Here is a 25,426-nt window from a genome sequence, read left to right on the forward strand (position 1 = left end):
TTGCGCTGTTCGGTTATTCCGGCGCTTTTTCCAACTGCGCCCACAGCGACGGGCCACCCGCAGATTTCTCGATCACGGCCAGGCGCGCGAGATGGGCTGCCAGCTCCTCTTCGCTGGCACGGATGACGCGCGTGCGCGGACGCGAGGCGTCCAGACGGCGGATCGGTGTGGGCTGCTGGCGCCCGCTGCCGTCGCCGTCGGAACCTTCACCGGCCAGGGACAGATTGGTCTGCCCGCCAGTCATCGCCAGGTAGACGTCGGCGAGGATCTCCGAGTCGAGCAAGGCGCCGTGCAGTTCGCGGTTGGAGTTGTCGACGCCGTAACGTTTGCACAACGCATCGAGGCTGTTGCGCTGGCCCGGATGACGCTCGCGCGCCATCATCAGGGTATCGAGCACCGAGCAGTAATCGCTCACGTCGGCGCGTTCGCTCTGCCCCAACAGGGCGAACTCGTTGTTGATGAAGCCAACGTCGAACGCCGCGTTGTGAATGATCAGTTGGGCGCCCTTGATGAACTCGTAGAATTCATCGGCGACTTCCCGGAAGCGCGGCTTGTCGGCCACGTATTCGTTGGTGATGCCGTGAACCGCGATGGCGCCTTCGTCGATCTCGCGATCAGGGTTGAGATAGACATGGAAATGACGCCCGGTCAGGCGACGCCCCAACAACTCGACACAACCGATCTCGATGATGCGGTGCCCGTCAGTGACCGGCATACCCGTGGTTTCGGTATCCAGCACTACATAGCGCTTGACGGTATTCTCGGTTGTCACGCCTTGCTTCTCCAATCTATTCGGGTTGTCGCACATTCAAGCGCGGCATATTAACTCAAGTGGCCTAGCAGGCCGTTGAAAAACGTTGGCGAGGCAGCCAGTGCAAGGCGAAAACAGGCGAAAAAGCGGAGTTTACGAGCTGTAAATGAGCATTTTGAGCCTGTTTTTAACGCAGCAATGGCAACTCAACAGCCTGCTAACGCGCCGAACGCACCTCGTCGACCCCACGATTGGCCAACTGGTCCGCTCGTTCGTTGCCGGGGTGGCCGGTATGGCCACGCACCCACTGCCAGCTCACCTGATGACGATTCACCTCCTCGTCCAGCTTCTGCCAGAGGTCGGCATTTTTCACCGGCTCTTTCGAAGCCGTCTTCCAGCCGCGCTTCTTCCAGTTCGGCAGCCATTCCTGAATACCCTTCATCACGTACTGCGAGTCGGTCACCAGCTTGACCGAACAGGGCCGGGTCAATGCGATCAGGCCGGCGATCGCCGCCATCAGCTCCATGCGATTGTTGGTGGTATTCGGGTCACCGCCCCACAATTCCTTTTCTGCGCCTTTATAGACCAGCAGCGCACCCCAACCTCCGGGACCAGGATTGCCCTTGCAGGCGCCATCGGTGTAAATCACCACTTCATCGGTTTCGGACATTCATAAGCTCTGTACAGATTTGACGGGCCCGGGCATGGCCTTTAGTTGTCGACGTCTCGCCGACTGATCTTGGCCACCGGCATCGGCAGCAACTTGCCCATTGACTCACGGCGCGACTGCCGCAAGGGGCGCAAGCCGACCACCAGTTTGCGCGCCACCAACAGGTAGAAGCCGGCACCCGGCAACTGCCAGGCATCGCCCCAACTCTCCATTCGTCGCAGGCGCATTTGCCAGGCCAGCGAAGCGAGCGGCGGACGATAGCACCCGAAGCGGCGTTTCTCCAACGCAAAACCCAGCAGGCTCAGCCAGTCACCGACGCGGCTCGGGGCGATGCAACGCGCCTTGGCCAAACCATCCTGGGCAAACAGGCGCCGCACGCCCCAGGTACTCCAGGGGTGAATACCCAGAATCAACAGATGCCCGCCGGGCCTGACGCTGCGCGCCGCCTCGCGCAACAGGCCATGAGGCGACAGGCTGAAATCCAGACCATGCTGCAGCACCACCACATCGGTGGCGTGCTCCCCCAAGGGCCAGGATTGCTCCTCACAGACGATCTGCACGCCAGGCATCGGCGCACCAAGGCGCACGTTGTACTGGATCTGCCCCGCTTTGGGCGGGCCTTCGGCGCCGGGGCCGTAGCTCACCAGATAGCCCCCGAAAAAGCGCGCCAGCTCCTCTTCCAGCAAGCGCCGCTCCTGCTCCAGCAACAGTTGCCCGAGCGGGCCGGCAAGCCAGTCGCGCGCCTCGCCGATGAGTTTGAGCCACTCAGGGTCGGCCTGAGCGAATGCCTGATCAGTCATCGCTGCCTCCGCATGACAGGTTCTGCATGTCTTGTCTAAGATGCACCTTTATCACCAGCTTAGCGACCCGCAATGATTCAGATCGACGCGTTGCCCGCCTTCAATGACAACTATATCTGGCTGCTGCAGGAGGCCCGCAGCAAGCGCTGCGCCGTGGTCGACCCCGGTGACGCGGCGCCGGTCATGGCCTGGCTCGAGGCCCATCCTGACTGGACACTCAGCGATATCCTGATCACTCACCATCACTTCGATCACGTTGGCGGTGTCGAGCAACTGAAGACGGCTACCGGCGCCCGTGTCGCCGGCCCGGCGGCGGAAAAGATTCCAGCCCGTGACATCGACCTCAAGGATAACGACGCAATCGACGTACTCGACCTGCGCTTCGAGGTCATGGCCGTACCTGGACATACCCTCGGTCATATCGCCTACTACCACGCCGAACAGAACCTGTTGTTCTGTGGCGACACCCTGTTCGCAGGTGGCTGTGGCCGCCTCTTCGAAGGTACGCCGCAACAGATGCACCAGTCGCTGAGCCGCCTGGCAGCGCTCCCCGGTGCAACACGGGTCTACTGCACCCACGAATACACCCTGAGCAACCTGCGCTTCGCCCACGCCGTCGAGCCGCACAATCCGGACGTCAGTGCGCGCCTGGCCGAAGTGGCCCGCTGGCGCGATGAGGGCCGCATCAGCCTGCCGTCGAACATCGAATTGGAACTGGCTACCAATCCTTTCCTGCGTGTTGGCGAGCCTGCGGTCGTCGCTGCGACCAACGGACGCGACGACCGGCAGTCAAGCGAGCCAAGCGCCGTATTCGCTAGTCTGCGTGCCTGGAAAGACAGGTTTTAGTCGCTGAGAAAAAGGTCGACAGGCCCGCAAAAGACCAGATTAAGACTGGTGAAAACTTGACCACCCCCGGCCCGATTCCTAGAATCGCCCGACCTTTTCGCCGGGACATACACCTCACCCAATGCCTTTATCATCACGCAAACCATTGAATATAAAGGCGTTAGCGCGAAACTCCCGAGCGCTCGCGGTGATGTGCAGCATGATCCTGGCCGGCTGTCAGAGCCTGCCCAGCGATACTCCGGACCGTTCGGCTGATACCTCTCGAGCCGTGGGCCTGGAGCGCGAGCCGGAGTGGCTCAACAATCAGGTCAAGCCGCGTGAATACGCCGATATCTGGGAACGCGTACGCGACGGCTTCAAGCTGCAGGATGAAATCGGCATCAACCCGCGCATCGAACGCGTGCGCCTGTGGTACGCCAGCAATCCAAAACACGTCAATACCGTCAGCGAACGCAGCGCGCCTTATATCCACTACATTGTCGAGCGCCTTGCCGAGCGCGACATGCCGATGGAGCTGGCGCTGCTGCCGGTGATCGAAAGTGCTTACGATCCACTGGCCTACTCCTCGGCACATGCGGTCGGCCTCTGGCAGTTCATTCCCTCGACCGGCCGCCATTACAACCTGCGCCAGACCAACTGGTACGACGGCCGCCGCGACGTCACTGCATCGACCGAGGCAGCGCTCAATTATCTCAGCCGCCTGCATGAAATGTTCAACGGCGACTGGCTGCTCGCCCTGGCCGCCTACAATGCTGGCGAAGGTCGCATCAGCCGCGCCATCGAGCGCAACGAAAAGCTCGGCCTGCCCAGCGACTACTGGAACCTGTCGCTGCCCAAGGAAACCGAGGACTACGTGCCCAAGCTACTGGCGCTGTCACAGGTGATCCTGACGCCCGAAGCCTACAGCGTGAGCCTTTCGCCAATCGCCAACGAACCCTACTTCGAACAGATCGCAATCAAGCAGCACATGGATCTGTCGCGCGTCGCCAAACTGGCCGACCTGGATGAACAGGAGCTGCTGCAGCTCAACCCCGCCTACAAGCGCGGGATTACCCTCGACGGCCCGCAACACCTGCTGGTGCCGACCGATAAGGCAGAAATGCTCAGCGCCAACCTGGCCCTGATGAAACCGCAGGAAATGGTCGACTGGCAAAGCTATACCGTACGCTCCGGCGACAGCCTGCACGCCATCGCCAACCGTCACCACCTGTCGGTCAACATGCTCAAGGACGTCAATCGTCTGAGTGGCAACAACCTGAGCATTGGCCATGTGCTGACCATTCCCGCCAAGCCCGGTGCTCAACCGAGCGAACCGCTGTATCAGCAGCGCAGCGTCGCGCAGAGCGCGAGCACGCGGATCTATCAGGTAAAGAACGGCGACAACCTGTGGCAGATCGCTCGCGCCAACCAGGTCGCGGTGCACGACCTGAAGCGCTGGAACAAGCTGCAAGGCAATGCGTTGAAAGTCGGCCAGGTGCTCACACTGGCAGCCGCCGACAGCGGCGCGCGCGCCGCCAGCGCCAATCGCAGCACCGCCACCTCACGAGACAAGGCTACCTACTACCGCGTAAAGCATGGCGACTCACTGTATGTGATCGCCAAGCGCTTCAATATAGACCTCAAGCGCCTGCAGGCCTGGAATCCACGCAGCAGCAAGCTGCAACCAGGGGAAAAGCTGACCCTCTATCTGCCGTGATCAGCGCTTGCTGATCGCCTCCAGGCAACGCCTCGCCAGTTGCGTGAAACGCTGAAACGCCACGAATTGCTCGTGTCGCAGCGCCCGCCCGGACAGCCTGCTGTCGGCATACAGCACGCCGATTTCCCGGGTACCCGCGATGATCGGTGCAATGAAGAACATGCCGGCGCCAAGACTGCGCCGAATCGGCTGGGTCACCAGCTCGGCCAGGTTGTAGCTGGCGGGCACGCCCATCCAGATCGCCTCGCGATGGCGCAGCGCATAACTGAAGATATGCGGCTGCTCCACCTGCTCGGCAGGCAGCACGAAGTCCTCCAGCCATTGCTGAGACTTTTCACCGATCACCCGTTTGGCGCGGAAGCGGCTTTGCCCATCGGCCAGCACCGCGAGCATCACCCGCTCCAGGCCAACGCCCCGATGCAGGCCTTTGAGCAAGGTGTCGAGCACCAGCCCGACATCGGCCCTGGCATTGACCATCAGGCCAAGATCCTGCAATGCCTGCTGCATCACCAACAGATCCGGCTGCAGCAAACACGCACGACGCGCCTCCTGCTGCTGGCGAATCTGCTCGAGATCGGTATTGGGAATCAGCCGGCACAACTTGCTGGCACCGAAGGTCGAGGCAACCTTGACCGCCTCATCAGCACTGGCCAGCACCTGCTGCAGGGTTTCCTCCGGTGTCAGCTCGATAAACGCTGCCACCTTGCCCAGCACGCCCTCCATTTCTGCACAATCCCAACCATCCAGCGCCGCCTCGCTGATGCGCACGCCCAACTGTACGGCGTAGGCGGCCGGATCATGCTGGCTGGCGCCCGCCTGGGCGAGGATGGCGGTTTCGCCGAGGTTCCAGCTTTTCAGCAACGCCTGGGTAAGTTGACGAAAGCTGGCACCGAGCATCTCACGCACTGCCTCATCGACATCGACACCGGGGCGCTCAAGGGCATCGGCCAGTTCGTCAGCCTGCGCCCCACCACAGCCCCAGAACGCCAGCTCGCCCAGATGATGGAGCAGCGCAGCGATGAACACTTCTTCGCTGTGCCTGGAAATGACATAGCCAGCCAGGTTGCGCGCCTGCACCGCGGCATGGAAAGAACGCGCGAGTAACATCTGCAACTGCTCACGCGGCGCGCGGGTAAGCAGCCCGTCTATCAGGCTCACCGAAAGACTGATCAGGCGTACATTGTCGAAGCCGATCAGTACGATGGCCCGCGAAATGGTCTTTATGGTTTCCTGGGACGGGTTGTAGTAGACGCTGTTGCCGACCCGCAGCACCTTGCTGGTCAGCGCCGCATCACGCAGCAACACATCGGCCAACTGCTGTACTGAAGCAGAATCCTGCTGCGCAAGGCGCTGCAGATCCTGCACCACTGCAGCCAGCGCGGGCAGTTCGGCTTGGTTCAGGCGATCGATCCATGACTGCAAACCATGGCTTCGTTCCGACAAATTCGTACCCTCATGGTGTGTCCCTGAAGTGTATGCCATAGCGTCGTAAGCGAGCGCCCACCGCTGCACTCTTTTTCCTGCCCATACAAGCTGTTACTGTACCGACCCAGAAGCCCAAACGCCGCCATGGATCGGATCTCACCCCCGATGCGTCCCCTCCTACTGCTGTTCCTAAGCCTGGCCTTGAGCTTTCCCGCCTCTGCGACTATCAGCGAGAGCCACGGCTACGCCCAGTTCGGGACACTCAAGTATCCTGCCAGCTTCAGTCATTTTGACTGGGTCAACCCCGATGCGCCCAAAGGCGGCACGTTGCGCATCATGGCGTCGGGTACTTTCGATACGCTCAACCCCTACACGTTCAAGGGCAGCAGCCCGATCTCGACCGCACATTTCCTGCAGTACGGCGCCAATGAGCTGAACGAACCCTTGATGGTCGGCACTGGCGCTTACGACCCCTCGGGGGATGAGCCTGCCTCCAGCTATGGCCTGATCGCCAGAAGCGTCGAGTACAGCGAGGACCGCAGTTGGGTGGTCTTCAACCTGCGTCCGGAAGCGCGTTTTCACGATGGCAAGCCGATCACGGCCTACGACGTGGCCTTCTCCTATCGCCTGCTGCGCAATGACGGCCACCCGCAGTACCGCACCAACCTGCAGGAAGTGAAACGCGTCGATATTCTCGGCCGCCACCGCATCCGTTTCGTCTTCAAGCGCACCGGTAACCCACTGTTGATCCTGCGCCTGGGTGAACTGCCGGTCCTGCCGCAGCACTACTGGAAAGATCGCGACTTCAAGAGCACCACCTTCGAGGCGCCGCTGGGCAGCGGTCCCTACCGCATCGTCCAGGTGGTACCTGGCCGGCGCCTGGTATTCGAGCGGGTGAAGGACTGGTGGGGCAAGGATCTGCCGGTCAATCGCGGCAAATACAACTTCGACCGCGTCGAGGTGGAGTTCTACCGCGACAACCATGTCGCCTTCGAAGCCTTCAAGGCCGGCGAATTCGACTTCTATATAGAGAACCAGGCAAAGAACTGGAGCAACGGCTACCGCTTTCCGGCCGTTACCCGCGGCGAGGTGATTCGTGCCGAGATACCGCACCAGATTCCGACCCAGACCCAGGCGCTGTTCATGAACACGCGCCGCGATCTGTTCAGCGACCGCCGGGTGCGTGAGGCGCTGGGGCTGATGTTCGATTTCGAGTGGACCAATCGCACGCTGTTCAACAACGCCTACGTGCGCGCCGCCAGCTACTACCCCAACAGCGAATTCTCGGCCACTGGCAAGCCCGAAGGCGCGGAGTGGCTGTTGCTCTCGCCGCATCGCGACAAGCTACCCGCACGCCTGCTCACCGAGCCACCGACACAACCGGTAACTGACGGTCGCGGCATCCCTCGGGAAACCTTGCGCCGCGCCCTCGGTCTATTGACCGATGCCGGCTGGAAACCCTCCGGCCAGGAGCTGCGTAATGCTCGCGGTCAACGCCTCGAGTTCGAGATCATGCTGGTCAACCCCAGCCTCGAACGCATTCTCCAGCCCTATACTGCCAACCTCGCCAGTATCGGCATACGCGCCAACCTGCGCACTGTCGATCGCGCCCAGTACAAGCAGCGCCTTGACCAGTTCGACTACGACATGATCCTGCTGACCCTGCCGCAAACCCTCAGCCCGGGGCTGGAACAATCGCTGTACTTCCATTCCAGCCAGGTGAACATCAAGGGCGGCAAGAACTATGCCGGCGTCAACGATCCGGTGGTCGACGAGATGATCGACAAGCTGCTCTCGGCGCAGACTCGAGACGAACAGGTAGCCGCCACGCGGGCCTTGGACCGAGTCCTGCTCTGGCAGCACTACAGCATTCCCAACTGGTACATCAATTATCACCGCCTGGCGTACCGCAATCGGTTCGCCTTCGTCACCACGCCGCCCTACACACTGGGCCTGCGCACCTGGTGGCTGAAGCCTACGGAGAACGCTCGATGACCCACCCGCTGCGCAGTTTCCTGCTCCACGGTAGCAGCCTCATCCTGCTCGGTCTGGCCGGCCTCGCCTTCGCCACCCCCAAGCATGCCGTCACCCTGTATGACGAGGCGCCCAAGTACCCCGCCGACTTCACCCACTTCGAATACACCAACCCCGACGCCCCCAAAGGCGGTACCTTTCGTGAAGCCGGTTTCGGTAGCTTCGATAGCCTCAACCCCTTTATCAGCAAGGGGGTCGCCGCCGACAACATCGGCCTGATCTACGCCACCCTCACTGTGCAGAGCCTGGACGAGCCGTTCAGCGCCTATGGCCTGGTCGCGGAAACGATCGAGAAAGCCCCCGACAATGCCTGGGTGCGTTTCCTGTTACGCAAGGAAGCCCGCTTTCATGACGGCACGCCGATCACCGCCGAAGACGTCAAGTTCACCTTCGATACGCTGATGGAAAAAGGCGCGCCGATGTACCGCGGCTACTACGCCGACGTCGAGCAGGTGGAAGTGGAATCACCGCACAGCGTGCGCTTCGTGTTCAAGCACGCCGGCAACCGCGAACTGCCGCTGATCGTCGGCCAGTTGCCGGTGCTACCCAAGCACTGGTGGGCCGAGCGCGACTTCGCCAAGGGCAATCTCGAGGTACCGCTGGGCAGCGGCCCGTACAAGGTCGGCCGCGTCCAGGCCGGCCGCAGCATCCGCTATGAGCGTGTCGACGACTGGTGGGCCAAGGATCTGCCCGTGAGCCGCGGTTTCTATAATTTCGACACTATCCAGATCGACTACTACCGCGACAATACCGTGGCCCTGGAGGCGCTGAAGGCCGGCCAGTTCGACTACTGGCTGGAAACCAGCGCGAAGAACTGGGCCACGGCCTACAACACCCCGGCGGTAGCCAACGGCCAGCTGATCAAGGAAGAAATCCAGAACCGCAACCCCACCGGCATGCAGGGTTTCATCTTCAACACCCGCCGTCCGCAGTTCCAGGATCGCCGCGTACGTGAGGCGCTGGGCCTGCTGTACGACTTCGAATGGGCCAACAAACGCCTGTTCTACGGCGCCTATTCCCGCACTCGCAGCTATTTCGACAATTCCGAACTGGGCTCGCAGGGGCTACCCGGTGAAGACGAACTGGCGATTCTAGAACCGCTGCGCGGCAAGATTCCGGCCGAGGTGTTCAGCGAGGAATTCCGTGTACCGGTCACCGACGGCAGCGGCATCATTCGCGAGCAACAGCGCCGCGCCTACCAACTGCTGCAACAGGCCGGCTGGCGCATCGAAGGTGATCGCATGCTCGATGCCAACGGTCAGCCGGTCAGCTTCGAGTTCCTTCTCGCACAAACCGAATTCGAGCGTGTGCTGCTGCCATTCAAGCGCAATCTGGCTGACCTTGGCATGGATCTGGTGATTCGCCGCGTCGACGTTTCGCAGTACATCAACCGCCTGCGCTCGCGTGACTTCGACATGATCGTCGGCGGCTTCGGCCAGTCCAACTCGCCGGGCAACGAGCAACGCGAATACTGGCACTCCTCCAGCGCCGACAATCCCGGTAGCCGCAATTTCATCGGCCTCAAGGACCCGGCCATCGATCAGATCGTCGAAGGTCTGATCAACGCCGACTCGCGGCAGAACCTGATCGCCCATACCCGTGCCCTCGATCGCGTGCTGCTGTGGGGCTATTACGTGATCCCCAATTGGCACATCAAGACCTGGCGTGTCGCCTACTGGAACCGTTTCGAGCACCCAAAGGTGACGCCACTCTACGATATCGGCCTGCACACCTGGTGGATGCGCCCAGGCCTGGAGCAGCCGAGCGAAGCTCAGCAGCAAGCCGCCGAACAAGCGACCGAAGAGGCGAAGCAATAACATGCTGGCCTATATCTTTCGTCGCCTGCTGCTGATCATCCCGACCCTGTTCGGCATTCTGGTCATCAACTTCATCATCATCCAGGCCGCGCCCGGCGGCCCGGTCGAGCAGATGATCGCCAAGCTGGAGGGTTTCGATGCGGCTGCCGGCGGCGCCACGGGGCGCATCGGTGGCGGCGGCGCCGAAGTGTCGGTGGCCGGCTCCAACTATCGCGGCGCCCAGGGCCTCGACCCACAACTGATCGCTGAGATCGAGAAGATGTACGGCTTCGACAAGTCGGCGCCCGAGCGTTTCTGGATCATGCTCAAGAACTACGCTCAGCTGGACTTCGGCTCCAGCTTCTTCCGCGACGCCCAGGTCATCGACCTGATCATCGAGAAGATGCCTGTATCGATCTCGCTTGGCCTGTGGAGCACGCTGATCATGTATCTGGTCTCCATCCCGCTGGGCATCGCCAAGGCCACGCGCCACGGCAGCGCCTTCGACGTCTGGACCAGCTCGGCGATCATCGTCGGCTACGCCATCCCGGCCTTCCTCTTCGCCATCCTGCTGATCGTGCTGTTCGCTGGTGGCAGCTACTGGGACTGGTTCCCGCTACGCGGGCTGACCTCGAACAACTTCGAGCAGCTCAGCCTCGGCGGCAAGATCCTCGACTACCTCTGGCACCTGGTGCTGCCAGTTACCGCCCTGGTCATCGGTAACTTCGCCACCCTGACCCTGCTGACCAAGAACAGTTTTCTCGACGAGATCAACAAACAGTACGTGGTGACCGCCCGCGCCAAGGGCCTGACCAACCATCGCGTGCTCTACGGCCACGTATTCCGTAACGCCATGCTGCTGATCATCGCGGGCTTCCCCGCCGCCTTCATCGGCATCTTCTTCACCGGCTCCCTGCTGATCGAGGTGATCTTCTCGCTCGACGGCCTCGGCCTGATGAGCTTCGAGGCGGCGATCAACCGCGACTATCCGGTGGTGTTCGGCACCCTGTTCATCTTCACCTTGCTGGGGCTGATCGTGAAATTGATCGGTGACATCACCTACACCCTGGTCGATCCGCGTATCGACTTCGAAAGCCGGGAGGGTTGAGTATGAAACTCTCCCCTCTCAATCGACGCCGCTTCGACCGTTTCAAGGCGCACAAGCGCGGCTGGTGGTCGCTGTGGCTGTTCCTCGTGCTGTTCGGCCTGAGCCTGGGCGCCGAGCTGATCGCCAACGACAAGCCGCTGGCGGTGCGCTACGACGGCCAGTGGTACTTCCCGGTGCTCAAGCGCTACCCGGAGACCGTGTTCGGCGGCGAATTCCCGCTGCAGGCCAACTACAAGAGCCCCTACATCCAGGAACTGATCGCGGCAAAGGACGGCTGGATGCTCTGGCCGCCGATCCCCTTCAGCTATTCGAGCATCAACTACGACCTGGAGGTGCCCGCCCCCGCCCCGCCCTCGGCGCAGAACTGGCTGGGCACCGACGATCAGGGCCGTGACGTGCTGGCACGGGTGATCTACGGCTTTCGCATCTCGGTGCTGTTCGCCCTGATCCTGACCCTGGCCAGCTCGGTAATCGGCGTGATCGCCGGCGCGCTACAGGGCTTCTACGGCGGCTGGGTCGACCTGCTTGGCCAGCGCTTCCTGGAAATCTGGTCGGGCCTGCCGGTGCTCTACCTGCTGATCATCCTCGCCAGCTTCGTGCAGCCGAACTTCTGGTGGCTGCTGGGCATCATGCTGCTGTTCTCCTGGATGAGCCTGGTGGACGTGGTACGCGCCGAGTTCCTGCGCGGGCGCAACCTCGAGTACGTACGCGCCGCCCGTGCCCTAGGAATGAGCAATGGCGCCATCATGTTCCGCCACATCCTGCCCAACGCCATGGTCTCGACCATGACCTTCATGCCCTTCATCCTCACCGGCGCCATTGGCACCCTCACTGCGCTGGACTTCCTCGGCTTCGGCCTGCCACCCGGCGCACCCTCGCTCGGTGAACTGGTCGCCCAGGGCAAGAGCAACCTGCAGGCGCCCTGGCTGGGCATCAGCGCCTTCGCCGTATTGGCGATCATGCTGAGCCTGCTGGTATTCATCGGCGAAGCCGCCCGCGATGCCTTCGACCCGAGGAAATGACATGAGCCAGAACGAAACCCTGTTGCAAGTGCGCGACCTGGCCGTCGAGTTCGTCACGGGCGAGCAGTGCCAGCGCGTGGTCGAAGGCGTCAGCTTCGACATCCGCCAGGGCGAGACCCTGGCCCTGGTTGGCGAGAGCGGCTCGGGCAAGTCGGTCACGGCGCACTCGATCCTGCGCCTCTTGCCCTACCCGCTCGCGCGCCACCCGCACGGCAGCATCGAGTACGCCGGCGAAGACCTGCTCAAGCTCAGCGAAGGCCGCCTGCGCGGCATCCGCGGCAACCGCATCGCCATGGTCTTCCAGGAGCCCATGACCTCGCTCAACCCGCTGCACAGTATCGAGAAGCAGATCAACGAAGTGCTCGCTCTGCATAAGGGCCTGCGCGGCAAGGCCGCCAGCGCGCGCACCCTGGAGCTGCTGGAACTGGTCGGTATTCCCGAACCGAAGAAACGCCTCAAGGCCTACCCGCACGAACTCTCCGGCGGCCAACGGCAGCGTGTGATGATCGCCATGGCCCTGGCCAATGAACCACAGCTGCTGATCGCCGACGAGCCGACCACCGCTCTGGACGTCACCGTACAGCTGAAAATCCTCGAATTGCTCAAGGATCTGCAGGCACGCCTGGGCATGTCGCTGCTGTTGATCAGCCACGACCTCAACCTGGTTCGTAGAATTGCCCACCGCGTATGTGTCATGCAGCGCGGTCGCATCGTCGAACAGGCGTCGTGTGAAGAATTGTTCCAGGCTCCGCAGCATCCCTATACCCAGGAACTGCTCGGCGCCGAGCCCAGCGGCGACCCTGCGGCCAATCCTGCGGGCCAGCCGTTGCTGGAAGTGGACGACCTGCGTGTGTGGTTCCCGATCAAAAAGGGGCTGCTGCGCCGGACGGTGGATCATGTCAAAGCGGTGGACGGCATCAACTTCAGCCTGCCCCAGGGCCATACCCTGGGCATCGTCGGCGAGAGTGGTTCCGGCAAGTCCACACTGGGCATGGCCATTCTGCGGCTGCTCGCCAGTCGCGGTGATATCCGTTTTCAGGGCCAGCAGTTGCAGGGCCTGAGCCAGCAGGAAGTACGCCCGCTGCGCAGGCAGATGCAGGTGGTGTTTCAGGACCCCTTCGGCAGCCTGAGCCCGCGCATGTCGGTGAGCCAGATCGTCGGTGAAGGTCTGCGCATTCATGGCATGGGGAACGAGGCGGAGCAGGAACAGGCGATCATCGACGCGCTTTTGGAGGTAGGGCTGGACCCGCAGACGCGGCATCGCTACCCCCACGAGTTTTCTGGCGGGCAACGGCAGCGGATTGCCATTGCCCGGGCACTGGTGTTGAAACCGGCGCTGATCCTGCTGGACGAGCCCACTTCGGCGCTCGACCGTACGGTGCAGCGTCAGGTGGTGGAGTTGTTGCGCGGCTTGCAGGCCAAGTACAACCTGACCTATCTGTTTATCAGCCATGACCTGGCGGTAGTCAGAGCGCTGAGCCACCAGTTGATGGTGGTCAAGCAGGGCCAGGTGGTCGAACAGGGGTCTGCCGAGTCGATCTTCAGTGCACCGCAACACCCTTATACGCAGCAGTTGCTGGAAGCCGCTTTTCTGGCCCCGGCAACGGCTCACTGATCCTTGAAACAGGAAGAGGAATAGCACAATGGGTTTTCTAACCGGTAAGCGCGTACTCATCGTTGGCGTTGCCAGCAAACTGTCCATCGCCTCGGGTATCGCCGCCGCCATGCACCGCGAAGGTGCCGAGCTGGCCTTCACCTACCAGAACGAGAAGCTCAAGGGCCGCGTGGAAGACTTCGCTGCCGGCTGGGGCTCCAGCGCCGACCTGTGCTTCCCTTGCGATGTAGCCAGCGACGAGGAAATCGCCGCGGTGTTCGAAGCACTGAGCAAGAAGTGGGACGGCCTGGACTGCATCGTCCACTCGGTCGGCTTCGCCCCGGGCGACCAGCTCAATGGCGACTTCACCGACGTCACCACCCGTGAAGGCTTTAAGATCGCCCACGACATCAGCGCCTACAGTTTCGTTGCTCTGGCCAAGGCCGGTCGCGAAATGATGAAAGGCCGCAACGGCAGCCTGCTCACCCTCTCCTACCTGGGCGCCGAGCGCACCATGCCCAACTACAACGTCATGGGCATGGCCAAGGCCAGTCTGGAAGCCGGCGTACGCTACCTGGCCGGCAGCCTCGGCCCGGAAGGCACTCGCGTCAACGCCATCTCTGCCGGCCCGATTCGCACCCTGGCTGCCAGCGGCATCGCCAGCTTCCGCAAGATGCTGGCCGCCAACGAGAAGCAGACTCCGCTGCGCCGTAACGTGACCATCGAGGAAGTCGGCAATGCCGGCGCCTTCCTCTGCTCCGACCTGGCTTCGGGCATCAGCGGCGAGATCATGTACGTCGACGGCGGCTTCAACACCACTGCCATGGGCGCCATGGAAGACTGAGAAGGTCGCCGGACATCGCAGAGCGATGCCCGGCTCTGCCGCACCTCATGCACTACCCAGCCGTGCCTGAACCCACACGCCGCATATTGCTCAGCAAGTGCGGCGTTGTCGTTGCTGGCTTTTGTCAGCATTCAGCTACCCGAACCGAAACGCCACCACTACTCGGGACGCTGAACGCCTCATCCAACAGTGCATACTCTGCGCACTGGCATATGCCTTGCTTTCTCTACGTGCAGTGAGCCTCTCCGACGACGGACAAGGCCCGAACGACAACGGCGTCGTCTCCGAACTCGACCCTTTACGGCGGTGATCGGTACGACGCCTTTTTTGTGGGCCACCCGCACAGTTCTGCAAACCTCAGCTGGCGGCTCGGAACCTAATGCGTGGATGAAGGAAGTGACATGAGCGAACAGCATATCCCTCGCGGCGACGCCCTGGCCTGGGTCGGCGGCAGCGATGCACCGGAAAAGAGCGTGCTGAACATCGGTTTCATGGCCCTGAGCGATTCCGCCTCGGTGATAGTCGCGGCCACCCAGGGCTTTGCCGAAAAATATGGGCTGAGCCTCAAACTGCAGCGCCAGGCCTCCTGGGCCGGCCTGCGCGACCGCCTGCTCAGCGGCGAGCTGGACGCCGCCCACAGCCTGTACGGTTTGATCTACGGCGTGCAGCTCGGCCTCGGTGGCGCCGCGGCAACCGACATGGCGGTGCTCATGGGGCTGAACCAGAACGGCCAGAGCATCAACCTGTCGCACACGCTGCAAAGCGCCGGCGTGACCAGCGGTGAAGCACTGCACCAGCATGTGCACCAAAACAGAGCGCGACTGACCTTCGCTCAGACCTTCCCCACCGGCACCCATGCCATGTGGCTTTACTACTGGCTGGCCAGCCAGGGCATCCATCCGCTGCGCGACGTGGACAGCGTGGTGGTGCCACCGCCGCAGATGATCGAACACCTGGAGGCCAAGCGCATCGACGGCTTCTGCGTCGGCGAACCCTGGACCGCCAAGGCCGTCGATGAACAACTCGGCTGTACCGTCACCACCATCCAGGCAATCTGGCCGGATCACCCAGAAAAGGTGCTGGGCTGCACCCGCGCCTTCGCCGCACAGAACCCCAATACCGCCCGTGCGCTGATCATGGCGGTGCTCGACGCCGCACGCTTCATCGATGACAACGAGGAAAACAAGCGCAGCACCGCCCTGCTGCTCAGCGGCAGCGAATACGTCAATGCGCCGGTCTCGGCGATCACCCCACGCTTTCTCGGCCAGTATCAGGACGGCCTCGGCCACGCCTGGCAGGACGAGCATCCGCTGCGCTTTCATGCCGGTGGCCTGGTCAACCAGCCCTACCTGTCCGATGCCATGTGGTTCATGACCCAATTCCGCCGTTGGGGCCTGCTACGCAAAGACCCCGACTACCTGGGCGTGGCCCGCCAGGTGCAGCAACTGGCCCTGTACCGCGAAGCCGCTACGGCGTTGGGAATTGCCGTGCCGGGCGAGATGCGCAGCTCCATCCTGCAGGACGGCACCAGCTGGGACGGCAGCGCCCCTGCCGCGTACGCGCGCAGCTTCCGCCTCCATGCCCTGGCCGACAGCCCGGCTGTCGCCCTGTAACCGCCGGGAGAACCATCGATGCTGCGTATCCTTCTGATCAACGACACCCCGAAGAAGGTCGGCCGCCTCAAGTGCGCGCTGATCGAGGCCGGATTCGAGGTCATCGACGAATCCGGCCTGACCATCGACCTGCCTGAACGGGTCGAGGCGGTACGCCCTGACGTTATCCTGATCGACACCGAGTCCCCTGGCCGCGACGTGATGGAACAGGTGGTACTGGTCAGCCGTGACCAACCGCGTCCAATCGTCATGTTCACCGACGAACACAACCCCAGCGTGATGCGCCAGGCGATCCAGAGTGGCGTCAGCGCCTACATTGTCGAAGGCATCCATGCCCAGCGCCTGCAACCCATCCTCGACGTCGCCATGGCCCGCTTCGAGAGCGATCAGGCATTGCGTGCCCAGCTCCAGGCACGCGATGCCCAACTGGCCGAGCGCAAGCGCGTCGAACAGGCCAAGGGCCTGCTGATGAAGATGAAGAGCTGCAACGAGGAAGAGGCCTATACGCTGATGCGCCGGCAGGCCATGAGTCGCCAGCAGAAGCTGATTCAGGTGGCCGAACAGATCATCGCCATGCACGACATGCTCGGCGGTTGACTGTTGCGCTACGCCGCTCGCTGGCTGTGCTGGACAGCGAGACGGCGGCGCGCGTATCTTCGCCGCAGGCTGCAGCAGTGGCCAACGTCGCTCGGACGGTTCCGGGCGCTTACGTACTTCGAGGAAATCATGGCTGATAACGCCAAGCGCCGCTTTGCGCGCATCGATCGTCTGCCCCCCTACGTCTTCAACATCACCGCCGAACTGAAGATGGCTGCACGCCGTCGCGGCGAGGACATCATCGACTTCTCCATGGGCAACCCCGACGGTGCGACTCCGCCGCACATCGTCGAGAAGCTGGTGCAGGTCGCCCAGCGTGAAGATACCCACGGTTACTCCACTTCCCGCGGTATTCCGCGCCTGCGCCGCGCCATCTCGCGCTGGTACAAGGATCGCTACGAGGTGGAGATCGACCCGGAAAGCGAAGCCATCGTCACCATCGGCTCCAAGGAAGGCCTGGCGCACCTGATGCTCGCCACCCTGGACCATGGCGACACGGTGCTGGTACCCAACCCCAGTTACCCGATCCATATCTACGGCGCGGTGATCGCTGGCGCCCAGGTGCGTTCCGTGCCGCTGGTGCCGGGCGTGGATTTCTTCGCCGAGCTGGAACGCGCCATTCGCGAATCGATTCCCAAGCCGAAGATGATGATTCTCGGCTTCCCCTCCAACCCCACCGCACAGTGCGTGGAGCTGGACTTCTTCGAGCGCGTGGTAACCCTGGCCAAGCAGTACGACGTACTGGTGATTCACGACCTGGCCTACGCCGACATCGTTTATGACGGCTGGAAGGCGCCTTCGATCATGCAGGTACCCGGCGCCAAGGACATCGCGGTGGAGTTTTTCACCCTGTCCAAGAGCTACAACATGGCCGGCTGGCGGATCGGCTTCATGGTCGGCAACCCCGAACTGGTCAGCGCCCTGGCACGGATCAAGAGCTACCACGACTATGGCACCTTCACCCCGCTGCAGGTGGCGGCCATCGCTGCACTGGAAGGCGACCAGCAGTGCGTGCGCGATATCGCCGAACAGTATCGTCAGCGGCGTAACCTGCTGGTCAAGGGCCTGCACGAGATCGGCTGGATGGTGGAAAAGCCCAAGGCTTCCATGTACATCTGGGCCAAGATTCCCGACGCCTACGCGCACCTGGGCTCGCTGGAGTTCGCCAAGAAACTGCTGGCCGAAGCCAAGGTCTGCGTCTCGCCTGGATTGGGTTTTGGCGACTATGGCGACGACCATGTGCGCTTCGCCCTGATCGAGAACCAGGACCGCAGCCGTCAGGCGCTGCGCGGCATCAAGGCGATGTTCCGCGCCGACGGGTTGCTGCCAGGCAAGCCGGCCAAGGCAGAGACCGAGTAAGCATTGAAGGGCGCCGTGAGGCGCCCTTTCTACGTGGGCATGGAAACCGACAAGTTCTGCGACAATTCAGGACGTTACGCACGCCAAGCGATAGTTTCGAGCAATTGCCCGACAGAGTGAGCGCCCGTACACTGCGCGCCCCTTCCCTGACGGTTCTCCCCAATGCTCTACGTCTTGCGCATGCTGCTGATGGGCGTGCATTTCATCCTGGCCGGCCTGCTCGGCCTGCTGCTCGGCCTGTGCCGCCCGTTCAACCCCGACAACAGCCGCCTCTGCGCACGTCTTTATTCGCTGCCCGCCCTATGCCTGCTGCGCCTGAAGCTGAAGACTGACGTACGCCCGCTTTTAGAACACCAGCGCTCCTGCGTGATCATCGCCAACCACCAGTCCAACTTCGACCTCTACGTGCTTGGCCGCGTGGTACCGGAACGCACCGTGAGCATCGGCAAGAAGAGCCTCAAGTGGGTGCCATTCTTCGGTCAGCTCTACTGGCTGGCCGGTAACGTGCTGATCGATCGCAGCAATGCCGTAGCCGCCAAGCGCGCAATGCTGACCACCACCGAAACCCTGCGCAATCGCGGCACTTCGATCTGGGTCTTCCCGGAAGGCACGCGCAACCTTGGCCGAGGCCTGCTGCCGTTCAAGAAAGGCGCGTTTCAAATGGCGATCACGGCCGGTGTTCCGATCATCCCGGTGTGCGTGAGCAACTACAGCAAAGTCATGCGCCTGAATCGCTGGAACAGCGGCCGCATCCTGATTCGCTCGCTGCCTACTGCCGGCCTGAGCCTGGACGACATGCCCGCGCTGATGGAGCGTTGTCAGCAGGCCATGAGCGAATGTATCAGCAGCATGGACAAGGAACTGGCGTCCGCGTGAGGTATAACGCGGGATGCCGGAGCGAGCAGGCAACTCGCGCCTGCTATCAAATCCATCGATAGTTACTCTGCAGAGCATCCATTATTCAATCGAAATGACTTCGACGATTCTGTGCCCACACCCACTCCTGACCTGGAGCACAGAACATGTCCCGCCTCTCTCAAGCCGCCCGCAACGGCGCTCTCGCTGCCATCGGCCTGTACCTGATCAGCACCTCGACGGTGCTGGTCGTGAGTTACGCCGCCGTCCAGCCAAGCACTCCAACCATAGAACAACCAGGCCCGCTGCAGAGCCTGATCACTCATTTGCCCGCCCTGCTCGGCGCGCGCTCGCAAGGTTGAGTGAACGGCCATGATCAAAAATCACCGCACCCGCCTGCTGGTGCTCGCCAGCCTGTCGCTGCTGACCACCTTGCTGGCCCTCAGTGGCATCGGCAAAGGCTCGGCTGGCGCCGTGGCGCGCAACATCGAATGCAGCCACAAACTGGCTCATCACCTGGACCTGGCCGAAAGCCTCAAGCGGCAGCGCAGCAGCCCGCCACCGAACAGAAGCGAACGGCTCTCGCCATACTTCGTGCTCACTCAGCAGACATGAAAAAGCCCGGATGACCGGGCTTTTTCATGTCTCGATATCAGACTCAGGCCTTGGCTTGCTTGCCTTGAGCAACAAAGCGCATCATCCACTCAGCCACTGCACTGCCCTGCTGCGAATGCTTGAGGCTATCCACGCCCTGCTGATAGACCTGCTCACCGAGATGCTGCTGGCGCAGATCGAGCAATGCCCGCGAGTAGTCGTGAACGAATTCCGGGTGTCCCTGGAAGCACAACACCTGATCTTCGATGTGGTAGGCACCGATCGGGCAGAAGTCGCTGGAAGCCAGCAGCGTGGCCTTTTCCGGCAGGCGAGTGACTTGGTCCTGGTGGCTGATCAGCAACTGCAGTTCGTCCAGCGACGGGCTCATCCACTCGGGTTTGTTCTCCAGGCGATAGCTGTGCACCCCTACGCCCCAGCCCTGCTCCGCGCGCTCGGCTTTCCCACCGAGCAGCAAGGCCAGCAGCTGGTGACCAAAACAGATGCCCAGCAGCTTGTCGCCGCGCTTGTAGCGCTCGAGCAGATACTCCTTGAGGGTCTGAATCCAGGGATCGCTGCCGAAGGAGTCAGCCTTGCTGCCAGTCACCAGATAAGCATCGAATTGCTCACTATCGGGCGGATAGTGCCCCTCCACCACGTTGTAGACACTGAACTCCGCCGCCACCGGCTGCTGAGCGAACAACTGCTCGAACATGCGGCCATAACCCTGGTACTGATCGACCAGTTCAGGGCGGAGAATGTCAGTTTCTAGGATGCAAATACGCAGTGACATGAGGTTTCCTGTGGTGAACACGCGGGCGGGTAATTTGTGCGTTTTTCTTAACATATGAATTCGCACAAATAAATAGCCGAACCCTATTTTCAAGCAGATCCGCGATTATCGGCGCTATGCAACGCCACGAACAGTCGTCAATTAAAATTGACGAAACTTTACCCTGTCAGTGCGTGGCGACGCTTCATCAGCCGCTTCGATAGTTACCATGCACGCCATTCACTTCTGTGATTGCACGCTCGCAGCGAATATCGCCACATCGGGCAGTCGCCCTCATGCACAGAAAGAAATAGATCATGAGCACCTACTCCGCACTCGCCAGCTTCGCCGCCGCTTCCGCCTTCCAGACCGTCGCACCGGTTCGCGCCGAGCAGGCTGCCGCCGCAGCCCGCGACGTTCGTTCGAGCTGACACAACCCAGGAGAGAGGAGAGCCGCCATGCACAGCCAACTCAGCCTGGACGCCTACGGCGTCACCTACGCCCACCTGCAAGATGGCAGCCTGCAGTTCGAAACCGAAGCCGCCCTGCAACTCGATGATGGCAGCATGTTGACCCTGCGCATGCCAACTCGTCATAGCGAGATGCTGGCGATCCACGAAGCCGTGTGCATCCGTCAGGGCTGGTGCCAGGCGGCGTGAGAAAGCGATGGTCTAGACTCCTCGTGACATTCACGGAACGAGGAACTGGCCCCATGCAAACACGCAACCTGATCACCCTGTTCGCCGGCAGCCTGTTGCTTGCCGGCAACGCTCTAGCAGATCGCCCCGACAGCGACTGGATCAGCATCGACGAGGCGCTGAGCAAAGCACGTGCAGCTGGCTACACGGAGCTACACAAGATCGAAGCCGACAATGACGGTTACTGGGAAGGCGAAGGCCTGAAACAGGATGGCCGTCTTCACGAATTTCGTATCGACGGCAAGAGCGGTGCAGTGATTCGCGACCAGTTGGAAGATTGACTGAAACGGCCCTTTCGGGCCGTTTCTGCATCCGTAGGGGGCGCCGTGCGCACCGGGGACACTCCGCTTAAGCGGTGCGCATGGCCTGGGCGGCCCCGCGACACCCTACAAGGGAGGCTCAGAACGTCTCGCCCTTGGCGGCCTTTTCCAGCAACAGCGCAGGCGGCAGGAAACGTTCGCCGTACTGCTCGGCCAGGTACTGCGCACGGGCGACGAAGTCCTTCGCCCCGTACTGGTTGATGAACTGCAGCGCACCACCGGTCCAGGCGGCGAAGCCGATACCGAAGATCGAGCCGATGTTGGCATCGGCCACTGACTTCAAGACGCCCTCTTCGACGCAGCGAACCGTCTCGATGGCCTGGATGAACAGGATGCGGTCACGCACGTCCTCCTGCGAGATCTGCGCATCGGCCTTTTCGAAACGCGCCTTGAGCTCGGGCCACAGGTACTTCTTGCCGCCTGCCGGGTAATCGTAGAAACCGCCACCGGCCGCCTTGCCCGGACGCTTGAACTCGTTAAGCATCAGATCGATCACCGCAAACGCCGGGTGCTCGGGAATGGATTTGCCCTCGGCCGCCAGATCCGAGAGGGTCTGCTGGCGGATGTGGTTCATCAGGCTCATCGACACTTCGTCGCTGATCGCCAGCGGGCCGACCGGCATGCCGGCCTTGCGCGCTTCGTTCTCGATCATCGCCGCGCTCACGCCTTCGCCGAGCATGGCGATGCCCTCGTTGGTGAAGGTGCCGAACACCCGCGAGGTAAAGAAGCCGCGGCTGTCGTTGACCACGATGGGCGTCTTCTTGATCTGCATGACGTAGTCGAAGCCGCGCGCCAGCGTTTCATCGCTGGTCTGCTCACCGCGGATGATTTCCACCAGCGGCATCTTGTCCACCGGGCTGAAGAAGTGCAGGCCGATGAATTTCTCCGGTTTGGCCACGGCAGCCGCCAGGCCGGTGATCGGCAGCGTCGAGGTGTTGGAGGCGATCACCGCATCGCTCAGCGCAGCAGCTTCGGCTGCCGCGGTGACCTTGCCCTTGAGCGCACGATCCTCGAATACGGCTTCGATGATCAGGTCGCAGCCGGCAAAATCCGCCTCGCTATCGGTAGCCTTGATCAGCGCCAGGAAAGCCTCACGCTGCTCGGCCGTCATGTGGCCCTTGGCGACTTTCTTGTCTAGCAGCTTGGCCGAATAGCTCTTGCCCTTCTCCGCCGCCTCGACGGACACGTCCTTGAGCACCACCTCGATACCGGCCGCCGCCGACACATAGGCGATGCCGGCGCCCATCATGCCGGCGCCAAGCACGCCGACCTTTTTCGTCTGGGTTTTCGGATAGCCCTGTGGGCGCGAGCTGCCAGCATTGATTTCGTTGAGCTGGAACCAGAAGGTACCAATCATGTTCTTCGCCACCTGGCCGGTGGTCAGCTCGGTGAAGTAGCGCGCCTCGATGATCTGCGCGGTGTCGAAGTCGACCTGCGCGCCTTCTACGGCCGCGCACATGATCTTCTCCGGCGCCGGGAAGCAGCCCTTGGTCTTGTTGCGCAGCACGCTCGGGGCGATGGCCAGCATCTGCGCCACGTTCGGCGAACTCGGCGTGCCGCCGGGAATCTTGTAGCCCTGCACATCCCACGGCTGCTTGGCCACCGGGTTGGCGGCGATCCAGGCACGCGCTTTGGCCAGCATCTCGTCACGGTCGCTGGCCAGATCGTGGATCAGGCCGGCCTTGAGCGCAGCGTCCGGGCGTACCTTCTTACCCTCGGCCAGGTACGGCAGGGCCTTTTCCAGGCCAAGCAGGCGCACCATGCGCACCACCCCACCGCCGCCCGGCAGCAGGCCGAGGGTGACTTCCGGCAGGCCGAGCTGGACGTGGCTCTCGTTCAGGGCGATGCGGTGGTGGCAGGCCAGGGCGATTTCCCAGCCGCCGCCCAGCGCTGCGCCGTTGATGGCGGCAACCACCGGCTTGCCGAGGGTTTCCAGGCGGCGCAGTTGGCCCTTGATTCTCAGGATCATCTCGTAGAAGCCCTGGGCCTCGGCCTGGGTGACCTTGATCAGTTCATTGAGGTCGCCGCCGGCGAAGAAGGTCTTCTTCGCCGAGGTGACGATCACCCCGGCGATCGAGTCCTTTTCCGCTTCCAGGCGGTCGACGATCTGGCCCATGGCCTCGCGGTACACCGCGTTCATGGTATTGGCGCTCTGGCCGGGCATGTCCATGGTCAGGACGACGATATTGTCCTGGCCTTTTTCGTAACGGATGGCGTCTGTCATTTTTGTATTCTCTTCCCAAAGCTGTGGGAGCTGCGTAGCTGCGTAGGGCGGGTGCAACCCGCCAGCACACGAATGGCGGGTTTCACCCGTACCGATCAGATTCGTTCGATGATGGTGGCGATGCCCATGCCGCCGCCCACGCAGAGGGTGGCAAGGCCGTAGCGCAACTGGCGCTTCTCCAGTTCATCGAGCAGCGTGCCGAGGATGGCGCAGCCGGTGGCGCCCAGCGGGTGGCCCATGGCGATGGAACCGCCGTTGACGTTGACCTTGTCCTCGCTCACGCCCATGTCCTTCATGAACTTCATGACAACGGAGGCAAAAGCCTCGTTGACCTCGAACAGGTCGATGTCGTCGATGGAGAGTCCCGCCTTGGCCAGCGCCTTACGCGTGGCCGGCGCCGGGCCGGTGAGCATGATGGTCGGGTCGGTGCTGGTCACCGCGGTGGCGACGATGCGCGCACGCGGTTTCAGGCCCAGTTCCTTGCCCTTGGCCGCGGAGCCGATCAGCATCAGCGCGGCGCCGTCGACGATGCCGGAGCTGTTGCCCGGCGTGTGTACGTGCTCGATACGCTCAACATGGCTGTAGACGCGCAGCGCAGTGGCGTCGAAGCCCATCTGCCCCATCATCTCGAAGCTCGGCTTGAGCTTGCCGAGGCCTTCCAGGGTCGAATCGCCACGGATGAACTCGTCATGGTCAAGCAGCACGATGCCGTTCTGGTCGGTCACCGGCACCAGCGACTTGGCGAACGAGCCATCAGCGCTGGCGCGCGCCGCCTTGTGCTGCGAGCACAGGGCGAAGGCATCGACATCAGCGCGGCTGAAATCCTCCAGGGTGGCGATCAGGTCGGCACCGATACCCTGCGGGACGAAATTGGTGTGGATGTTGGTTTCCGGGTCCATGACCCAGGCGCCGCCGTCCGAGCCCATGGGCACGCGCGACATGGACTCCACGCCACCGACCACCACCAGATCCTCGAAGCCGGAGCGCACCTTCATCGCGCCCAGGTTCACCGCCTCCAGGCCCGAGGCGCAGAAGCGGTTGAGCTGCACGCCGGCGACGCTGACGTCCCAGTCCGCGACCATGGCGGCGGTCTTGGCGATATCGGCGCCCTGATCGCCCACGGGCGTCACGCAGCCCAGCACGATGTCGTCCACCTGGCTGGTATCCAGATCGTTGCGCGTTTGCAGGGCATTGAGCAGGCCGGCAATCAGCTGAACCGGCTTGACGCTGTACAGCGCGCCGTCCTTCTTGCCCTTGCCACGCGGTGTGCGCACCGCATCGAAAATATATGCTTCGGTCATGGCGTCCTCGGAGACTGATACGGCGCTGGCGGAACATCACAAACCGGCCGCGCCTGTTCTTATTGAGCCTGACTACCATAGCGCTGGTACATCAGCGCTCAATGACCTAAGCGCTCAGTACCATTGACCGCTGAGCTCAGACGAACGGTCGCTTGCTCGAACTGACGGCTGCAAGGGCGAGCAAGCTGTCTGCCTCAAGGCCTGCATTGTTCTGGAGGACGTCGCACATAGCCCCAGCTTCCTAACAGCACTTCGTTAGCAACCAAACCATCTAAGGAAACTGTGACGTCAGCCCTAGAGTTACTCCTGTGCCTGTATCAGAAACGGGTGCAGGGAACCGTCGCCGGGTCATGCCGGGGCGGGCAATCAAAGCAACGCCTGGTGTGACACAGCAGCCTGCCGCATGGTGATGCAGGCTCCCGGTGCCCCCATAACAACAAAAGGCATGCAGCCATGTTCAAACAGCCGAAATATCGCCAGGCTGGCGTAATACTTTTCGCCACGGCAATC

The 25,426-nt window shown here is 62.2% G+C and carries 24 protein-coding genes; 17 read left to right on the forward strand and 7 right to left on the reverse strand.

The genetic code is table 11. The annotated features are described in order from the left end of the window. Positions 1–13: 13 nt before the first annotated feature. The 3 genes from dnaQ to N5J71_RS11050 form a co-directional block, all read right to left on the reverse strand. Positions 14–772, reverse strand: coding sequence for a DNA polymerase III subunit epsilon (gene dnaQ, locus N5J71_RS11040; RefSeq protein ID WP_104730206.1), 759 nt, complete (start codon positions 770–772; stop codon positions 14–16). A gap of 196 nt (positions 773–968) precedes the next feature. Then, positions 969–1,421 carry a ribonuclease HI gene (gene rnhA / locus N5J71_RS11045; RefSeq protein WP_003461424.1) on the reverse strand — a complete coding sequence of 151 codons (453 nt, stop codon included), beginning with the start codon at positions 1,419–1,421 and terminating at the stop codon, positions 969–971. 41 nt (positions 1,422–1,462) lie between these two features. Further along, a complete protein-coding gene (locus N5J71_RS11050) occupies positions 1,463–2,221 on the reverse strand; it encodes a class I SAM-dependent methyltransferase (protein ID WP_055984938.1) in 759 nt (252 codons plus the stop codon). A 72-nt stretch (positions 2,222–2,293) separates the two neighbouring features. On the opposite strand from N5J71_RS11050, the gene gloB reads away from it, so the two are divergent. Together gloB and N5J71_RS11060 are read left to right on the forward strand one after the other, a co-directional pair. After that, a complete protein-coding gene (gene gloB / locus N5J71_RS11055) occupies positions 2,294–3,067 on the forward strand; it encodes a hydroxyacylglutathione hydrolase (protein ID WP_003461422.1) in 774 nt (257 codons plus the stop codon). A gap of 121 nt (positions 3,068–3,188) precedes the next feature. Beyond that, positions 3,189–4,763 (forward strand): lytic transglycosylase domain-containing protein, encoded by a 1,575-nt coding sequence (locus tag N5J71_RS11060; protein WP_279916852.1) that lies wholly within the window; start codon positions 3,189–3,191, stop codon positions 4,761–4,763. Here N5J71_RS11060 and N5J71_RS11065 read toward each other — a convergent pair whose 3' ends face one another. Continuing rightward, positions 4,764–6,206 (reverse strand): HDOD domain-containing protein, encoded by a 1,443-nt coding sequence (locus N5J71_RS11065; protein ID WP_108232742.1) that lies wholly within the window; start codon positions 6,204–6,206, stop codon positions 4,764–4,766. 147 nt (positions 6,207–6,353) lie between these two features. On the opposite strand from N5J71_RS11065, the gene N5J71_RS11070 reads away from it, so the two are divergent. The 12 genes from N5J71_RS11070 to N5J71_RS11125 all read left to right on the forward strand — a co-directional run bounded on the left by N5J71_RS11070 (position 6,354) and on the right by N5J71_RS11125 (position 19,625). Continuing rightward, the gene (locus N5J71_RS11070; RefSeq protein ID WP_039964729.1) at positions 6,354–8,183 is read left to right on the forward strand and encodes an extracellular solute-binding protein; all 1,830 of its coding nucleotides are present in this window, start codon (positions 6,354–6,356) and stop codon (positions 8,181–8,183) included. Continuing rightward, on the forward strand, positions 8,180–10,039 hold the full coding sequence (locus N5J71_RS11075; protein ID WP_206408253.1) for an extracellular solute-binding protein: 1,860 nt from the start codon (positions 8,180–8,182) through the stop codon (positions 10,037–10,039). The genes N5J71_RS11070 and N5J71_RS11075 overlap by 4 nt, the downstream gene beginning before the upstream one ends. A gap of 1 nt (position 10,040) precedes the next feature. Then, positions 10,041–11,126 (forward strand): microcin C ABC transporter permease YejB, encoded by a 1,086-nt coding sequence (locus tag N5J71_RS11080; protein WP_003461414.1) that lies wholly within the window; start codon positions 10,041–10,043, stop codon positions 11,124–11,126. Positions 11,127–11,128: 2 nt separating this feature from the next. Beyond that, the gene (locus N5J71_RS11085) at positions 11,129–12,148 is read left to right on the forward strand and encodes an ABC transporter permease (RefSeq protein WP_003461412.1); all 1,020 of its coding nucleotides are present in this window, start codon (positions 11,129–11,131) and stop codon (positions 12,146–12,148) included. A 1-nt stretch (position 12,149) separates the two neighbouring features. Next, positions 12,150–13,763 carry an ABC transporter ATP-binding protein gene (locus tag N5J71_RS11090; protein ID WP_084340769.1) on the forward strand — a complete coding sequence of 538 codons (1,614 nt, stop codon included), beginning with the start codon at positions 12,150–12,152 and terminating at the stop codon, positions 13,761–13,763. A 28-nt stretch (positions 13,764–13,791) separates the two neighbouring features. Continuing rightward, positions 13,792–14,586 carry an enoyl-ACP reductase FabI gene (gene fabI, locus N5J71_RS11095; protein ID WP_003461408.1) on the forward strand — a complete coding sequence of 265 codons (795 nt, stop codon included), beginning with the start codon at positions 13,792–13,794 and terminating at the stop codon, positions 14,584–14,586. A gap of 401 nt (positions 14,587–14,987) precedes the next feature. After that, a complete protein-coding gene (locus N5J71_RS11100) occupies positions 14,988–16,199 on the forward strand; it encodes a CmpA/NrtA family ABC transporter substrate-binding protein (RefSeq protein WP_279534861.1) in 1,212 nt (403 codons plus the stop codon). Between the two features lie 18 nt (positions 16,200–16,217). After that, positions 16,218–16,796: an ANTAR domain-containing response regulator gene (locus N5J71_RS11105; RefSeq protein WP_003461404.1), complete on the forward strand. Its 579-nt coding sequence runs from the start codon at positions 16,218–16,220 to the stop codon at positions 16,794–16,796. Positions 16,797–16,925: 129 nt separating this feature from the next. Continuing rightward, on the forward strand, positions 16,926–18,155 hold the full coding sequence (gene alaC, locus N5J71_RS11110) for an alanine transaminase (protein ID WP_074856024.1): 1,230 nt from the start codon (positions 16,926–16,928) through the stop codon (positions 18,153–18,155). A 162-nt stretch (positions 18,156–18,317) separates the two neighbouring features. Beyond that, a complete protein-coding gene (locus N5J71_RS11115; protein ID WP_279916853.1) occupies positions 18,318–19,031 on the forward strand; it encodes a 1-acylglycerol-3-phosphate O-acyltransferase in 714 nt (237 codons plus the stop codon). 146 nt (positions 19,032–19,177) lie between these two features. Beyond that, positions 19,178–19,372 (forward strand): hypothetical protein, encoded by a 195-nt coding sequence (locus tag N5J71_RS11120; protein WP_003461399.1) that lies wholly within the window; start codon positions 19,178–19,180, stop codon positions 19,370–19,372. Positions 19,373–19,382: 10 nt separating this feature from the next. Next, positions 19,383–19,625 (forward strand): hypothetical protein, encoded by a 243-nt coding sequence (locus tag N5J71_RS11125; protein WP_003461396.1) that lies wholly within the window; start codon positions 19,383–19,385, stop codon positions 19,623–19,625. A 43-nt stretch (positions 19,626–19,668) separates the two neighbouring features. Here N5J71_RS11125 and N5J71_RS11130 read toward each other — a convergent pair whose 3' ends face one another. Continuing rightward, entirely contained in the window at positions 19,669–20,394 is a 726-nt protein-coding gene (locus N5J71_RS11130; protein ID WP_003461394.1) for an amidotransferase, read from the reverse strand. A 296-nt stretch (positions 20,395–20,690) separates the two neighbouring features. Between N5J71_RS11130 and N5J71_RS11135 the strand changes: the two genes are divergently transcribed. The 3 genes from N5J71_RS11135 to N5J71_RS11145 are packed head-to-tail and all read left to right on the forward strand — an operon-like array spanning position 20,691 to position 21,352. Continuing rightward, on the forward strand, positions 20,691–20,804 hold the full coding sequence (locus N5J71_RS11135; RefSeq protein WP_279916854.1) for a PA2485 family small membrane protein: 114 nt from the start codon (positions 20,691–20,693) through the stop codon (positions 20,802–20,804). A gap of 27 nt (positions 20,805–20,831) precedes the next feature. Next, a complete protein-coding gene (ptrC, locus tag N5J71_RS11140; RefSeq protein ID WP_003461392.1) occupies positions 20,832–21,032 on the forward strand; it encodes a type III secretion system co-regulatory protein PtrC in 201 nt (66 codons plus the stop codon). A gap of 53 nt (positions 21,033–21,085) precedes the next feature. Beyond that, positions 21,086–21,352, forward strand: a complete 267-nt coding sequence (locus tag N5J71_RS11145; RefSeq protein WP_003461390.1) for a PepSY domain-containing protein — start codon at positions 21,086–21,088, stop codon at positions 21,350–21,352. A 118-nt stretch (positions 21,353–21,470) separates the two neighbouring features. Here the strand turns inward: N5J71_RS11145 and N5J71_RS11150 are convergent, their stop codons facing one another. After that, positions 21,471–23,615 carry a 3-hydroxyacyl-CoA dehydrogenase NAD-binding domain-containing protein gene (locus N5J71_RS11150; protein ID WP_278620974.1) on the reverse strand — a complete coding sequence of 715 codons (2,145 nt, stop codon included), beginning with the start codon at positions 23,613–23,615 and terminating at the stop codon, positions 21,471–21,473. A 95-nt stretch (positions 23,616–23,710) separates the two neighbouring features. After that, complete coding sequence (locus tag N5J71_RS11155; protein WP_074856015.1) at positions 23,711–24,916, reverse strand: acetyl-CoA C-acetyltransferase; 1,206 nt, start codon at positions 24,914–24,916, stop codon at positions 23,711–23,713. Positions 24,917–25,426 lie beyond the last annotated feature (510 nt).

Origin of the sequence: Ectopseudomonas oleovorans (assembly GCF_029845265.1) — a bacterium.
Taxonomy (GTDB): Bacteria; Pseudomonadota; Gammaproteobacteria; order Pseudomonadales; family Pseudomonadaceae; genus Aquipseudomonas; species Aquipseudomonas oleovorans.

What these genes read in the sequence shown, in the direction of transcription:
- gloB (WP_003461422.1), top strand. Translation starts at nt 2,294, where the DNA reads ATGATTCAGATCGACGCGTTGCCCGCCTTCAATGACAACTATATCTGG.
- N5J71_RS11125 (WP_003461396.1), top strand. Translation starts at nt 19,383, where the DNA reads ATGATCAAAAATCACCGCACCCGCCTGCTGGTGCTCGCCAGCCTGTCG.
- N5J71_RS11080 (WP_003461414.1), top strand. Translation starts at nt 10,041, where the DNA reads ATGCTGGCCTATATCTTTCGTCGCCTGCTGCTGATCATCCCGACCCTG.
- N5J71_RS11050 (WP_055984938.1), bottom strand. Translation starts at nt 2,221, where the DNA reads ATGACTGATCAGGCATTCGCTCAGGCCGACCCTGAGTGGCTCAAACTC.
- N5J71_RS11100 (WP_279534861.1), top strand. Translation starts at nt 14,988, where the DNA reads ATGAGCGAACAGCATATCCCTCGCGGCGACGCCCTGGCCTGGGTCGGC.
- alaC (WP_074856024.1), top strand. Translation starts at nt 16,926, where the DNA reads ATGGCTGATAACGCCAAGCGCCGCTTTGCGCGCATCGATCGTCTGCCC.
- N5J71_RS11060 (WP_279916852.1), top strand. Translation starts at nt 3,189, where the DNA reads ATGCCTTTATCATCACGCAAACCATTGAATATAAAGGCGTTAGCGCGA.
- N5J71_RS11120 (WP_003461399.1), top strand. Translation starts at nt 19,178, where the DNA reads ATGTCCCGCCTCTCTCAAGCCGCCCGCAACGGCGCTCTCGCTGCCATC.
- N5J71_RS11090 (WP_084340769.1), top strand. Translation starts at nt 12,150, where the DNA reads ATGAGCCAGAACGAAACCCTGTTGCAAGTGCGCGACCTGGCCGTCGAG.
- N5J71_RS11135 (WP_279916854.1), top strand. Translation starts at nt 20,691, where the DNA reads ATGAGCACCTACTCCGCACTCGCCAGCTTCGCCGCCGCTTCCGCCTTC.
- rnhA (WP_003461424.1), bottom strand. Translation starts at nt 1,421, where the DNA reads ATGTCCGAAACCGATGAAGTGGTGATTTACACCGATGGCGCCTGCAAG.
- ptrC (WP_003461392.1), top strand. Translation starts at nt 20,832, where the DNA reads ATGCACAGCCAACTCAGCCTGGACGCCTACGGCGTCACCTACGCCCAC.
- N5J71_RS11105 (WP_003461404.1), top strand. Translation starts at nt 16,218, where the DNA reads ATGCTGCGTATCCTTCTGATCAACGACACCCCGAAGAAGGTCGGCCGC.
- N5J71_RS11155 (WP_074856015.1), bottom strand. Translation starts at nt 24,916, where the DNA reads ATGACCGAAGCATATATTTTCGATGCGGTGCGCACACCGCGTGGCAAG.
- N5J71_RS11150 (WP_278620974.1), bottom strand. Translation starts at nt 23,615, where the DNA reads ATGACAGACGCCATCCGTTACGAAAAAGGCCAGGACAATATCGTCGTC.
- N5J71_RS11085 (WP_003461412.1), top strand. Translation starts at nt 11,129, where the DNA reads ATGAAACTCTCCCCTCTCAATCGACGCCGCTTCGACCGTTTCAAGGCG.
- N5J71_RS11145 (WP_003461390.1), top strand. Translation starts at nt 21,086, where the DNA reads ATGCAAACACGCAACCTGATCACCCTGTTCGCCGGCAGCCTGTTGCTT.
- fabI (WP_003461408.1), top strand. Translation starts at nt 13,792, where the DNA reads ATGGGTTTTCTAACCGGTAAGCGCGTACTCATCGTTGGCGTTGCCAGC.
- N5J71_RS11115 (WP_279916853.1), top strand. Translation starts at nt 18,318, where the DNA reads ATGCTCTACGTCTTGCGCATGCTGCTGATGGGCGTGCATTTCATCCTG.
- N5J71_RS11130 (WP_003461394.1), bottom strand. Translation starts at nt 20,394, where the DNA reads ATGTCACTGCGTATTTGCATCCTAGAAACTGACATTCTCCGCCCTGAA.
- N5J71_RS11075 (WP_206408253.1), top strand. Translation starts at nt 8,180, where the DNA reads ATGACCCACCCGCTGCGCAGTTTCCTGCTCCACGGTAGCAGCCTCATC.
- N5J71_RS11070 (WP_039964729.1), top strand. Translation starts at nt 6,354, where the DNA reads ATGCGTCCCCTCCTACTGCTGTTCCTAAGCCTGGCCTTGAGCTTTCCC.